Genomic DNA, 13,340 nt, shown 5'->3' with positions numbered 1-13,340 from the left:
AAGCCGGGCCCTAAACGGGGTCCTGACGGGGGAGGGCCGACACCGGAGCGCGGCCGCCGTAAATGACCGGTATCGGAGGATTTCAAGCAGGGGAATTCTGTGTGTCACCAATTGGTGGATGAAAGCCCGAAAAACCGGCTTGAGTTGATGCCTCGTTCGCGGCTCGGGGGTGCAATTCCGGCCACCGTGATGCGCCTTGCAAGCCGAGAAAGGGTGTTTCTCCCGTTGTTGGGGCGTGGATAAAGTGCTGAGGTGGCTTCGAGCGCTGTCGACTGACCAGGGTCACCGGGTCGGGGGGCAGCCGGAGTGAACGGGGAACGCGTAGTGCCGACTGCTATCGCTGTCACCAGTCCTGATCTGGTGCTGCCTCCGGAGGACCAACAGACACCGCCCGCCATGCCGATCCAGCCTCCCGACAGCCAGCCGCTGGAGGCGGCGCTGGCGGACATGCAGGTGCTGCTCGACCGGCACGGCTATGTGATCGTGGTCCACTCGTCGGCCACCGCGCCCGCCGTCGTGCGGCGTCTGCACACCGTACGGTCGATCCTGGAGAGCGACCGCATCGCGCTGCTCTCATCGGACCTTCCGCCCCTCGGACTGGCCGTTCTGGCCCGGCAGTTGCGTCAGTTGTCCGTCTGTGACCTCTCCGCAGGGGTCCTGGCTTCCGCGGGTCGTCTGCTCACCCACTACATCTACGCGGGTGCGCTGCTCAACTCCGTCGCCAAGCTCGACCGGGTTCCCGTCAGCCTGAAGTCGCACGCCAAGTCCTGGGTGCCGGGCAGCCAGTTCGCCGTGGTCGCCAATCCCGCGCCGCAGTTGGTGAAGATGGGCCCCGGCGCGGCCCTCGCCGGCCCGGAGTTCGGTACCTGGCTGCTGGTCGCGCCGGGGCAGTTGCAGTCCGACTGGGTCAAAGGAACGCTCGCCCGGTCCTGGCAGGTCCAGGGCCTGCGTGAAGCCGCGCTGCCCGCCGAGTCCGCCCGCTGGTGGGGCACTTCGAAGCTGATCGAGTTCGCCACCTACCTGCCCGACGTCTCGGTCCTCTACCAGCTGGTGACCTCCGTACGGCGTGACCCCTGCCACTGGTGCGGCCTCGAACGCATCGGTGACCGCTGTGTGTTCTGTTCCGCAACGCCGCCCGTCCACGAGAACCAAAGTCACGCCGGGGGTGTCCTGAACCAAGAGACACTCGCACCCTGAGTGATCATCTGCTCGCAAGGGGCGATACCCAAGGGGCGGCACATCAGGAGTGCGCGCCCCCGACACCACGACAACATCCGCTCTGTCACCGTCCCCCAATGAGGTTGCACGGCTAATGAATTCCCGCCAGCGCCGCGGAGTGATACTCCTGCTCCTGTCGGTCCTCTGCGCCTTCGGCGCCTTCGCCGGAGTGCTCTCGGTCATCAGTGACGCGAAGTCCAAAGTCGGCCCCGAGGTCACCGCGTATCAACTCAAGAGCGACATCGCGCCCTATACGGACCTGCGTAGCAGCCAGTTCGAGAAGATCTCGATGCCCAAGCGCTGGCTGTCGGAGAACGCCGTGACCGACCTGTCCGAGATCACCGGGAAGATCGCGGTGACGCAGCTGCGCCAGGGCTCCCTGCTGCAGAGCGACATGATCGTCAAGCGCCCCGCGCTGCAACCCGGCGAGCAGGAGATCGCCATCATGATCGATGCCGAGACCGGTGTCGCGGGCAAGATCACTCCAGGTGCCACGGTCAACGTGTTCGCCACGTTCGCCGGCGACCAGCAGGGTGACGCCGCCGAGTCACGGATCATCGTGCCCAATGCCAAAGTCATCGACGTGGGGCGGCTGACCGCGCTCGAACCGAGCGAGGACAACCCGCGCGCGGCCACCCAGGCCGTGCCGATCACCTTCGCGCTCAGCACGATGGATGCCCAGCGGGTCGCCTACGCGGAGTCCTTCGCGCAGCACGTCCGGCTCGCCCTGGTGGCACCCGGCAGCGACACCACTATCAGTCCCGGCGAACGGACCTACGAACTCGCCAAGGACAAGTGAGGTTCAGGTTCACATGCCCACGAGGATCCTCCCGGCGGTCGGTGACGCCGACGCAGCCCGGTCCGTCACGACGCTCCTCAGCCAGCTCCCCGACGCCGAACCGGCTCTGCCGGTCGCGGACTCCACCCAGTTGATCGACACACTCGGTCGGCTGGCCGGCGAGTCGATAGACGAGCTGCCCGAGGTCGTGCTCGTGCACGAGCGCATCGGTCCGGTGCCCGCACTGGAACTGATCCGCGAAGTCGCGCTGCGCTTCCCCGCCGCCGGAGTGGTCCTCATCACCGCGGACGCGAGCCCCGGCCTGTTCTCGGCCGCCATGGACTCGGGGGCGCGCGGTGTGGTGGCGCTGCCGCTGAGCTACGAGGAGCTGGCGAGCCGGGTGCAGGCCGCCGCCGCCTGGTCGGTCGGCGTGCGCCGCCACCTCGGCAACGGCGGGGACGTGTTCACCGGCCCCGGCGGCACGCTCGTCACCGTCAGCGGGGCCAAAGGCGGCGTCGGTACGACCTTCGCCGCGATCCAACTCGCCCTCGCGGCCCAGGCGTCCGGCCGGAAGGCGGCACTCGTCGACCTGGACCTGCAGACCGGGGACATCGCCTCGTACCTGGACGTGCAGTTCCGCCGTTCCATCGTCGACCTGGCCGGTATCACCGACATATCGCCGCGGGTGCTCGCCGATGCCGTGTTCACCCACGACACCGGTGTGTCGCTGCTGCTCGCACCCCGGGAGGGTGAACGCGGGGAAGAGGTCACGGACCGGTCCGTACGCCAGATCGTCAGCGCGCTGCGCTCGCGCTACGAGGTCGTGGTCGTCGACTGCGGAGCCCAGATGACGAGCGCGAACGCCGCCGCCGTCGAGATGGCCGACACCGCGCTGCTGGTCGCCACACCGGACGTGGTGGCCGTACGCGCCGCCAAGCGGATGGTGCGCATGTGGGACCGGCTGCAGATCCGCAAGGCCGAGGAGACGGTCACGCTCGTCAACCGCCACAGCCGTAATACGGAGATCCAGCCGTCCCTGGTCCAGAAGATCACCGGCACCAGGGTCGCCGGAATCGCCGTACCCGCGGGTTTCAAGGAACTGCAGGCGGTGGTCGACGCGGGCCGGGTCCAGGACCTGGACAACAAGAGCATGGTGAAGCAGGCCCTGTGGGGGCTGGCCGGCGAACTGGGTCTCGCCGGAGCCCCTGACGGCGGTGCGAAGGCCGGGAAGGGCGCGAAGTTCCGCAGCGACCGCGGGGCGTTCGGTACCCGTCGCCGACGCGACGGAGGCGACGGAGAGGGGAGCGGCTGACATGGTCGCCCAGCGCACACGCGGCCGGATACGGACACCCGTACCCGAAGGGGGACGGGACCGCGGGCAGGTGACGATCGAGTTCCTCGGCATGACGCCGCTGATCCTCCTGACGCTGGTGCTGCTCTGGCAGTTCGTCCTGACCGGCTACACCTGGGTCCTGGCGGGAAACGCAGCCGACGAGGCCGTCCGGAAGGCCACCGCGGTCAGCGAATACGAGCGGGACGCGGTCTGCGACCAAGCGGGCAGCGACAAACTGCCGGACGCCTGGGTGGGCGGCGCCCAGTTCGACTGCGACACGGTGAACGGCTATGTCACGGCACGCGTCAGTCTTGACGTCCCGGTGCTGTTCCCCGGCTCCATCGCCTTCCCGTTCACGGTTGAGGGCAAGGCCGGCGCGATCGAGGAAGAGCTGGGTGATTGAAGCCATGGCTGGGGGAGAGCGGACCATGAGAGTCACCGCACGCGGGCGCCGGGCCGACCGCGGACAGGTCGCCCTGGAGTACCTGGGGTTCATCCCGATCCTGATCATCGTCGCGATGGCCGCCGTCCAACTGGGGATCATCGCCTACACCGCCCAGCAGGCCGGTACCGCAGCCCGCACCGCTGCGCGCAGCGCCTCCCTCGGCAATCCGGGGTGGCAGCAGGACGGCAGGGCCGCCGTCAGCGACTGGGTTGCCGAGGGCACCGAGTTCGAGCCTGCGTACGGCTTCAAGGAGGTCGAGATCACCGCGGTCGTCAAGATCCCGTCGATCGTCCCCGGCTGGGAGTTCGACCCGGCGCGCAAGACCGCCACGATGCCGAGTGACTGACCCCGTGACGGCCTGAGCGAGAACCGAGGAGCACGCATCCATGAGCCTGAGGGCACGCATCAACACCCCCGAGGAGAAGGGCGCGAGGTCGGAGGACGGCCATCTGGTCGCCACCTACCGCGCCAAGCTCCTTGAGGAGATCGACCTCGCGGAGATGTCCTCGCTCGCCGCCGCCGAGCGCCGGGCCCGTCTGGAGCGGGTACTCGGCCACATCATCAGCCGCGAGGGTCCGGTCCTGTCGACCGTCGAGCGCTCCCAGCTCATCCGTCGGGTCGTCGACGAAGCCCTCGGCCTCGGCATCCTCGAACCGCTCCTGGAGGACGCCTCCATCACCGAGATCATGGTCAACGGCCCCGACGCGATCTTCGTGGAACGGGCGGGCAGGGTCGAGCAGTTGCCGCTGCGCTTCGCCTCGCACGACCAGCTGATGCAGACGATCGAACGGATCGTCTCCACCGTCAACCGCCGTGTGGACGAGTCGAATCCGATGGTCGACGCCCGGCTCCCGTCCGGTGAGCGGGTCAACGTCATCATCCCGCCGCTGTCCCTCACCGGCGCAACCCTGACCATCCGCCGCTTCCCGCGGTCCTTCTCGCTGAGCGAGATGATCGGCTTCGGCTCGCTCGACGAACAGATGTTGTATCTGCTCTCCGCGCTCGTCCAGGCCAGGTTCAACATCATCGTCTCGGGCGCCACCGGAACCGGCAAGACGACGCTCCTCAACGCGCTGTCCGGGCTGATCCCCGAGGGCGAGCGCATCATCACCATCGAGGACTCCGCCGAGCTCCAGCTCCAGCAGTCCCATGTGATCCGTCTGGAGTCCCGCCCCCCGAACGTCGAGGGCCGAGGCCAGATCACCATCCGTGAACTGGTGCGCAACTCGCTGCGTATGCGGCCCGACCGCATCGTCGTCGGTGAGGTCCGCGGAGGTGAGGCACTCGACATGCTCCAGGCGATGTCCACCGGTCACGACGGGTCGCTCGCCACCGTGCACGCCAACAGCGCCGAGGACGCGCTGATGCGGCTGCAGACGCTGGCCTCCATGTCCGACGTGGAGATTCCCTTCGTGGCGCTGCACGACCAGATCAACAGCGCCGTCGACGTCATCGTCCAGCTCACCCGGCACGCCGACGGCGCCCGCAAGATCACCGAGATCGCCATGCTCGACAGCCATGGCGGCGACCCCTACCGCATCGTCACCGTGGCCCGCTTCAGGGCCCAGCCGATGGCGGCGGACGGCCGGATCTACGGCGAGTTCGAGTACTTTCCGCTGCCACGCCGCGTCGCGGAGCGCCTGTACATGGCCGGCCAGCCCGCCCCGCAGGCCTTCGGCATCGCCGCGTCCGCCGACCAGCTCGCCACCCGAGAGGCCCGATAGGTACCCCGTATGGACATGGACGACCTGATACTGCTGACGACGGGCGCCACCTTGCTGGCCTGCGTCCTGATCGTCATGGGCATCCACGCGTACGCGTCCGGCAGGGCCCAGCGCGAGGCACTCGTCGACCGGCTGTCGACCACCGGCCAGATCCCCATCGGCCGCCGGCGCCGCTTCCGGAACCTGGACCGCCGTATCCGTCGTACGAAGTTCGGCAGGAAGCTCGAACTGAAGCTGGCGGCCACCGGCCTCGACGTGACACCCGGCGAGTTCTTCGTCTACATGGTCGCCACCATCGTCGGTCTGTGGATCATCGGCCAGGCCGTGCTCGCCGCGTTCTTCGGCCCGCTGTTCGGCCTGCTCGGGATCTACGTCGCCATGCAGTTCCTCAACTGGCAGCGGCAGAAGCGCATCGAGAAGTTCATCAACCAGCTGCCCGAGCTGTCCCGGATCCTCGCCAACGCCACTCAGGCGGGCCTCGCCCTGCGCACCGCCCTCAGCATGGCGGCCGACGAGCTTGAGGCCCCGGCCGGTGAGGAGCTCGCCAAGGTCGCCAACCAGCTCGCGGTCGGCCACTCCATCGACGACGCCCTGGGCGAACTCGCCGAACGGCTGCCGTCGCGCGAACTCTCGGTGCTGGTCACCACGTTGATTCTCTCCAACCGCGCGGGCGGCACCGTCGTGGGCGCCCTGCGCAACCTCACCGAGACGCTGGAGGAACGCAAAGAGACCCGCCGAGAGGTCCGCACCCAGCTGTCGCAGGTCAGCATGACCTCGTACGCGGTCCCCGTCATGGGTATCGGGTCGCTGCTCCTCATGGACAGCGTCAAGGACGGGGCACTGGACCGTATGACCGGCTCCGGCGTCGGCCAGATCTGCGTGATCGTCGCCTTCGCGCTCTACGCGATCGGCTTTGTCCTCATCAGGCGCATGTCCCGGATCGACGTGTAGGCCGCGGCTGGGATCGCGGGAGCAGGAGTCAGGAGAGAGGCAGCATGGAAATCCTTCTCGCCCTCGTGGTGGGCGCCGGTGTCTACGGCGCGTTCCACGGCATCCGCATGTACCGGGCCGACGCCAGACTGCCGAGCGACCTCGCCCTCGCCCTGGAAGTCGGCTCCACCCGCACCGGTGCCGTGGACTCGCTCGTAGACCGGCTGGGCATGCGCTATGCCCCCGCCGTCCTGAGGTGGATGGGACCCAAGCGCGTCAACAAGGTCCGCCGCAGGATCGACCTGGCCGGCAACCCCGGCGGTCTCACCATCGACCGCTACGCGGCCCGCCGGGCGGTGTACGGCGCGCTCGGCGGCGTGGGCGGACTGGTCATGCTCATGAAGGGCAACCTCCTGGTCGCCCTCCTGCTGTTCGCCTTCGGCGCCTTCTGGACGGAGGTCGGCATCTGGTCCGCGGTCCGCATCCGCAAGGACGAGATCGAGCGGACCCTGCCGGACTTCCTCGACGTCCTCGCCGTCGTCGTCAGCGCCGGCCTCGGTTTCCGCCAGGCACTGGACCGGGTCGCCAGCCACTACGAGGGGCCCTGGTCCGACGAGATCCGCATCACCCTGCGCCAGATGGACATGGGCATGAGCCGCCGCCAGGCCTTCACCGAACTGCGCAAGCGCAACGACTCCGAGCAGGTCGCCATGTTCGTCACGGCCCTGCAGCAGGGCGAGGAACTCGGCGCGCCCATCGTCGACACCCTGGTGGCCATCGCCAACGACATGCGCCGTACGGACGCGCAGAACGCCCGCCGCAAGGCGGCCCGCGCGGTCCCCAAGGCCACCATGATGATCACCACCTTCATGGTCCCGGCCACCATGATCCTGCTGGGCGCGGGCCTCCTGCTGGGCTCCGGCACCGACTTCGGCTCGATCTCCGGCAGGTGAGGCGGCAATGGCCCTACGGATGCCTCAACTGCGCCTGAGAACCGCGACGAACAGCGGCGCGGCCACGGAGATCACGACACCCCCGGCGGGCGTCTACCTGCCCCCGCACCTGACCGAGCGGATGTCCCCCCGGGCGGGCGCACAGAGCGTGACCAGGTCCGGCACCGGGGACGGCACGGAGTCCACGGCGGCCCTCAAGATCCAGGTCAGCGCTCTGCAGGCGATGTGCCGTCAGGTCTTCGGCTTCCGCCTGGCGATGATCGCCCTGGCCTCCCCGGCAGCCCTGCTCAACGCGGCACCGGGCCTCGCCACCCAGCTGGTCGCCCTGTCCGTGGTGATCACGTTCATGGTCTCGTACGCCCTCTTCCGCGACTGGGAACGCTTCGGACCGTTCCTCCTCAGACATCCGGCCCTGCTGGCTCTGGACACCCTCTTCGGCTCCCTGCTCCTCATCGCGGCCGGCCCGGACAGCACCCTCGCCTACGTCAGCGTCTGCACACCGCTGCTGGCCGGACTGGTCTACGGCTGGCGCGGCGCGGCCTTCTTCGCCTGTCTGCAGGGCGCCATCCTCATCGTCGTCTCCCGCGGCACCGGCACGGACGACGCCGTAGTCGAATCGGCCCTGATGCCCGGCTTCTGTGTGCTCATCGGCGCCGTCGGCGTGACACTGCGAGGCCTGCTGCTGCGCTTCGGCGCCGCCACCGAGGCCCTGACCGCCGTCCAGGCCCGCCTCGCCGTCAACGAGGCGGTGGAGGAGGAGCGTTCCCGCCTCGCCCGCGAGATGCACGACTCGGTCGCCAAGACCCTGCACGGGCTGGCCCTGGCCGCCGACGGCCTCGCCACCTCCGCCGACCGAATGGACCCGCTCACCGTCAAGCACCAGGCCGAACTGGTCGCCCGCTCCGCCCGCCGCGCCGCCTCCGAGTCCCGCGAACTCCTCGCCGACCTGCGCCGCGAGTCCGGCCTGGGCGCCGGAGCCGACCTCACCGGCGAACTGGCCGCCCGCACACAGGATGTCGGCACCCGCACGCACCTCCGCGCGACCTATCGACCGCTCGGCACCGTCCCGCTCCCGCCGATCCCCCAGGCCGTCGCCCGCCAGCTCCTGACGATCGCCTCCGAGGCCATGGAGAACGCCCACCGCCACGCCCAGGCCACCTACGTGGACGTCTCCGCCGGCGTCGTGGGCGACCAACTGCGCATCAGCGTCTACGACGACGGCAAGGGGCTGCCGCCCGGCACGACCCTCGACAGCCTCAGGCGCGCGGGACACTTCGGCCTCGTCGGCATGGTCGAACGAGCGGCCTCCGTCGGCGCGCGCATCCGTATCGGGCGAGGGCTCGCGGTGAAGGGGACGGAGGTGCAGGTGGACCTGCCACTGGGCGCCCTCACAGGTCATCCGCCATCCAGGGCACCCACCGTCCCCGTGGGATGGCACTGATCCCACAGAACCGTGAACCCTGATCTCCCGCTCCCCCCAACTCCCCGAGAGGAGGCCGAAGATGCCGGAAGCGACTCCCCACAACACCGGGCACGCCTACCCGCCGCCCCCCGCCTCGCAGTACACCTCGGCACACTCCGCCGCCCGCTCCGAACATCTGCCGCCTCAGGTGCCGCCCCCGGCCGAGCAATCGCCGTTACCGGGGGTGCCGGCGCAGATGCCGCCGGGGGCGACGGGTGGGTACGGCCCCGGCCCTGGTCCTGTCGAGGGCGGCGGGAGCTTCCCGGAGCCCCCGGCCCGGCAGCCCCTGCGCGTCGTCGTCGCGGACGACAATCCCGTCGTACGGGCGGGCCTCACCGTCCTGCTCTCCGGCCGCGACGACATCGACGTCGTGGCTGAAGCGGCGGACGGCCGGCAGGCCTACGAGGCGGCCCAGCAGCACCGTCCCGACGTCGTCCTGCTCGACGTGCGCATGCCCGGCGTCGACGGCATCTCCGCCCTGCCGTATCTGGTGCACATCGCGCCGGTGATCATGCTCACCTACAGCCGCGAGAACGAGATCGTCCATGAGGCGCTGCGCCTGGGCGCCGGGGGATATCTGGTCCACGGCGAGTTCACCGCGGACCAACTCGTCGCCGCCGTACGGGACATCAAGGAGGGCAGGGCCCACTTCACGCCCACGGCGGCGGGGGCGCTGTTGGCGCACGTCCGGCGGGAGCAGGGCGCCGGGGCCGGGACGGGGGTAGGTTCCGTGCCGTTGCCGGACGGGTTGGGAACCGCGGTGCCAGATGCGAATGCATACGGCAATTCTCCCGCCGCAACATCAGCGCAGGCTGCTCAACTCGCCGGACAGACCGCCAATTACCAGCAGCAAACACCTGCTCCCCCCTTCGGATCGCAACAAAGTCTTTCGCAACTGCAACCGGCTGTGGCACAGTCGTCGTCTGGGTCTACGGATAGGGAGAGCTTCGGGCTGAGTTCCAGGGAGGTGGAGATCATGGACCTCATCGCGTCCGGCATGAACAACCAGCAGATCGCCGCCACCTGCTTCATCAGCGAGAAGACCGTCAAGAACCACATCAACCGGATCTTCGCCAAGCTGCACAGCACCAGCCGCAGCGAGGCCGTGGCCAAGTGGCTCGGCACGGCGCTCGGTCCGGACAGGGGGAGGGGGGACACGGATCGTGGCTGAGCGAGGGAGTGCGGGTCGCCCGGGTCGCCTGAGCCGCCTGGGTTCGGGGGCCCAGCGCGCGGGCGGCAGGGCCCAAAGCCTGCTTTGGGCCCTGGATTGGGCCCTGGGACCCTCCGGCGGTACCGGTGGTTCGGCGTACGTTTCTGGTGTCGAAAGCGAGACCGGCAAGGAGGAAGCCGGTAACGCGAGTAGCACACAAGAGACTTGTACGTCGGCCGGTTGGCGGCCGGCCGATACTGGAGGGGTACACCATGAGCAACTGGATCTACACCACCGTCGCGTCCCTGCAGGCCCGCGCCGCCCGCAACGACAAGGGGCAGACCGCGGTCGAGTACCTGGGCATCATCGCGGTGGTCGTGGCGATCGTGCTGGCGATCACGGGTACGGACATCGGCGAGTCGATCTTCGAGGCGATCACGGACAAGATCGACGAGGTCACCGGCGGCTGATGAGGCCCCGTAAGTACGGCGACGCAGGGCAGGCCTTCCCCATCTACATCACGGTGGTGGCGGGCCTGCTCTTTCTCGCGTTCGCGTACCTTGCGGTCGGCCAGGCCGCGGCGACACGGAACGGCGCGCAGACGGCGGCGGACGCCGCCGCTCTCGCGGTTGCGCAGGACCGGCGGGACCAGCTCGCGGGCAAGTGGCTGGAGAACGTGCTCAATCCGGACCTCTGGCAGGACATCTTCGACGGCAAAGTGCAGGGGCTCGACCCTTCGTGCTGGCGGGCTCATCAGCTCGCCGCCGACAACGATGCGCACGTCGTGGGCGGTTGCCCGACCGAGTGGTATCCGGAGCTGAGCTACACGGTCGAGGTCAAGACCAACGAGCCCGTCGGCGACAGCATCGTCCCCGGTACGGAGGAGACGTACGCGACGGCTACGGCCAAGGCCGTGATCAAGCCACGCTGTGCGTTCCTGCTCCCCGATGAGGACAACGGCAACAACGAAGACCTGCCGCAGCTCAACTGCAGGGACAAGAACTGGGAACACCTCGACCCGGACGATCCCTTGCGGGATCTTCCCGGCCCCGAGGACCTCTTCGATGTCCATCTGGCCGACTGACATAGCGAACGACGAACAAAGGAAGCGGAACTCATGAGCATTCGGTTCACTACGACGGCCCGCAGGGGGATGGCCGCAGCGGCAATTGCGGTCAGCCTGGCCCTCGGTGTGGCCGGCTGCAGCAGCGGCGATGATAAGAGCGGTGACACGTCGACGTCAGCGTCCAAGAACGGTAGCTCGAATCCGGATGCGCAGACGGGAGATTCGGAAGAACCATTGGCCGAGCTCAAGGGTGAGGAAGGCTTTCTCCTGACTGTTACATCCGCTGTGCGGGACTCGGGCGGCTTCCTCACCGTGAGCGGCGAGTTGAAGAACGACGGCGATCAGTCGGCTCGGGTACCCGTGAGCACGCGCGGCGACGAGACCGAAATCATCAAGCATGGGACATCGTTTGGTGGATCGACGCTCGTGGACTCCTCGGGGAAGAAGCGCTACTACGTTCTGCGCGATACAGAGGGCCGTCCGCTGACCACGACGGACTTGCCGAAGATTAAGGCGGGGGACTCGATCCCCGTTTTCATCCAGTTCCCCGCACCGCCCAAGAGCACGACCGAAGTGACGTTCCAGGTTCCGACCTTCGCCGCCGCCACCATCAAGATCTCCGGGTGAGGCAGACGAACATGACCCACACCCGAACCCGGACCCCACGCCTGGCGATCGTCATCGCCGCGGCGTCGGTCATGGTCGCCACGAACGTCATCGGCGTCGCCTCCGCCCACGCGGCCGACGAGCCCAGCTACCCGCCGGGCACCGAACCGAGTGCCAGCGCACCGGTCGAGGTCGACGGGAACGACCCCGACCTGAAACTGGTCGACGGCGCGACCCTCGCCGACGCCAAGGTCCTCGACATCAAGACCGTCATCGAGGACGAGGGCGGCGAGGAACGCCGGGAGGACACGAACTCGGACGTGAAGTTCGCGCTGCAGGCCGAGGTGCTGTTCGGCAAGGACAGCGCGAAGCTCAGCGGCAAGGCGAAGTCGCGGATCGCCGGTATCGCCGAGGAGATCAAGGCACAGAAGGCGACGAAGATCCGCGTCTTCGGCTTCACGGACAACCTGGGCTCGTCGGCCCACGGCGACGTCCTGTCCCGCCAGCGCGCCACGGCCGTACAGAACGTCTTGGAGGAGGAGCTGTCCGACTCGGGCATCACGTACGAGACACGCGGCTACGGCGAGCAGTACCCGATCGCCGACAACTCGACGGAGGCGGGCCGCAAGAAGAACCGCCGCGTCGAGGTCACCTTCCCGCGCACGGAGAGCTGAGCACCGCCAGGCCGCCGGATCCGAACCACGCAGGAGGTCGGCCCCCCCGGCGCCGTTCGTGCCGCGGGGCCGGCCTCCTGCTGTACCAGTTGGGCGTGTTTGGCCTTGAGGGTCCGCTGCTGTTCGAGTGGGCCCAGTTTTGGGTCCAGGAGCCCATGCATCGGTGAGCGTCCTTCATTAACTTCGGGCTGGTTCTGTTCCGCATTCCCGCCTGCGAGTTGAGGTCGCGCATGTCCGGTGCCGGTAGCCCGATACCTCCGAGTGGGATTTGGGGTGCGCAGAACATCCCGTCCTGGGACCGGCGTTCGCCATTGCCAAGGGAACTGGGCTGGGCGCAGGTACTGCTGTGGGTGCAGTTCGCGCTGACGGTGCTGTACGTGGTCACCGTGCTGTCGGTGGTGTCGTACTACTCCGGTGAGATCTTCGGGATCCTGGTGTACGACTCGCTGCCCAGCGTGGCCGGGGTCTACCTGGCCCGGCGCCTGTGGCGGGGCGGCGTGTGGACGAGCCGTGCACTGATCGCCGTACAGGCGTGGATCGTGTGGCTGTCGTTCGGCACGCTGATGCATGGGGAGCTGCGGGGCATCACCCAGGCGGCGATGCCGGTGGCGGTCATTGTGCTGTTGCGCCGCGCCCGGTCGCGCGAGTGGTTCGAGCTCGCTCCCGGGAACAGGGAGGAACAGCGGGCGTTCAACCTGGCGAGGATGATCCGCTGGCGGCGGGACGAGGGCCAGACCGCGGTGGAGTACGCGGGGCTCGTCGTGGTCGTCGCCGCGATTGTCGTCGCGATGTCGGTGGGCGGCCTTGGCGGGCGCATCGCCGACGGCATCCAGTCGGCGGTCTGCTCGGTGACCGGCATGGCCTGCCCCGCTCCGCAGGGCGACGGCACGGACACGGGTGCCGGCGGGGACAACAGCGGTGCGCAGACCGGCGGTTCGGATGCCGGCGGGGGGGCGGGGGGGGGGGGCGGGCCCCGGGCGCGCCCCGGCCCGGGCGCGCCC

General features: G+C 68.7%; 14 protein-coding genes and 1 pseudogene. All 15 read left to right on the top strand.

Features of this window, described 5'->3' with window-relative positions:
* Positions 1–324 precede the first annotated feature (324 nt).
* Positions 325–1,197 (top strand): hypothetical protein, encoded by an 873-nt coding sequence (locus tag POF73_RS45070; RefSeq protein WP_334313677.1) that lies wholly within the window; start codon positions 325–327, stop codon positions 1,195–1,197.
* A gap of 115 nt (positions 1,198–1,312) precedes the next feature.
* Positions 1,313–2,017 carry a Flp pilus assembly protein CpaB gene (gene cpaB, locus POF73_RS45065; RefSeq protein WP_272125335.1) on the top strand — a complete coding sequence of 235 codons (705 nt, stop codon included), beginning with the start codon at positions 1,313–1,315 and terminating at the stop codon, positions 2,015–2,017.
* A 13-nt stretch (positions 2,018–2,030) separates the two neighbouring features.
* A complete protein-coding gene (locus tag POF73_RS45060; protein ID WP_272125334.1) occupies positions 2,031–3,308 on the top strand; it encodes an AAA family ATPase in 1,278 nt (425 codons plus the stop codon).
* Position 3,309: 1 nt separating this feature from the next.
* Positions 3,310–3,732 carry a TadE/TadG family type IV pilus assembly protein gene (locus POF73_RS45055; RefSeq protein WP_272125333.1) on the top strand — a complete coding sequence of 141 codons (423 nt, stop codon included), beginning with the start codon at positions 3,310–3,312 and terminating at the stop codon, positions 3,730–3,732.
* 25 nt (positions 3,733–3,757) lie between these two features.
* Entirely contained in the window at positions 3,758–4,120 is a 363-nt protein-coding gene (locus tag POF73_RS45050) for a TadE/TadG family type IV pilus assembly protein (RefSeq protein WP_272125332.1), read from the top strand.
* Positions 4,121–4,160: 40 nt separating this feature from the next.
* On the top strand, positions 4,161–5,498 hold the full coding sequence (locus tag POF73_RS45045; protein WP_272125331.1) for a CpaF family protein: 1,338 nt from the start codon (positions 4,161–4,163) through the stop codon (positions 5,496–5,498).
* Between the two features lie 9 nt (positions 5,499–5,507).
* Positions 5,508–6,449 (top strand): type II secretion system F family protein, encoded by a 942-nt coding sequence (locus POF73_RS45040; RefSeq protein ID WP_272125330.1) that lies wholly within the window; start codon positions 5,508–5,510, stop codon positions 6,447–6,449.
* Positions 6,450–6,493: 44 nt separating this feature from the next.
* Complete coding sequence (locus tag POF73_RS45035) at positions 6,494–7,381, top strand: DUF5936 domain-containing protein (protein WP_272125329.1); 888 nt, start codon at positions 6,494–6,496, stop codon at positions 7,379–7,381.
* A 7-nt stretch (positions 7,382–7,388) separates the two neighbouring features.
* Positions 7,389–8,822 (top strand): sensor histidine kinase, encoded by a 1,434-nt coding sequence (locus tag POF73_RS45030; protein ID WP_272125327.1) that lies wholly within the window; start codon positions 7,389–7,391, stop codon positions 8,820–8,822.
* A gap of 61 nt (positions 8,823–8,883) precedes the next feature.
* Positions 8,884–10,014 (top strand): response regulator transcription factor, encoded by a 1,131-nt coding sequence (locus tag POF73_RS45025; RefSeq protein WP_272125326.1) that lies wholly within the window; start codon positions 8,884–8,886, stop codon positions 10,012–10,014.
* A gap of 251 nt (positions 10,015–10,265) precedes the next feature.
* Positions 10,266–10,463 (top strand): Flp family type IVb pilin, encoded by a 198-nt coding sequence (locus POF73_RS45020; protein WP_272125325.1) that lies wholly within the window; start codon positions 10,266–10,268, stop codon positions 10,461–10,463.
* Positions 10,463–11,077, top strand: a complete 615-nt coding sequence (locus POF73_RS45015; RefSeq protein WP_272125323.1) for a pilus assembly protein TadG-related protein — start codon at positions 10,463–10,465, stop codon at positions 11,075–11,077. The genes POF73_RS45020 and POF73_RS45015 overlap by 1 nt, the downstream gene beginning before the upstream one ends.
* 33 nt (positions 11,078–11,110) lie before the next feature.
* The gene (locus tag POF73_RS45010; protein ID WP_272125322.1) at positions 11,111–11,686 is read left to right on the top strand and encodes a hypothetical protein; all 576 of its coding nucleotides are present in this window, start codon (positions 11,111–11,113) and stop codon (positions 11,684–11,686) included.
* A gap of 11 nt (positions 11,687–11,697) precedes the next feature.
* A complete protein-coding gene (locus POF73_RS45005; RefSeq protein ID WP_272125320.1) occupies positions 11,698–12,339 on the top strand; it encodes an OmpA family protein in 642 nt (213 codons plus the stop codon).
* A gap of 311 nt (positions 12,340–12,650) precedes the next feature.
* Positions 12,651–13,340 (top strand): annotated as a pseudogene (locus tag POF73_RS45000) (hypothetical protein); the annotation flags it as partial.

Source organism: Streptomyces sp. HD, assembly GCF_028369295.1.
In the GTDB taxonomy this organism is placed as follows: Bacteria; Actinomycetota; Actinomycetes; order Streptomycetales; family Streptomycetaceae; genus Streptomyces.
This window is presented reverse-complemented; position numbering and strand designations above follow the sequence as displayed.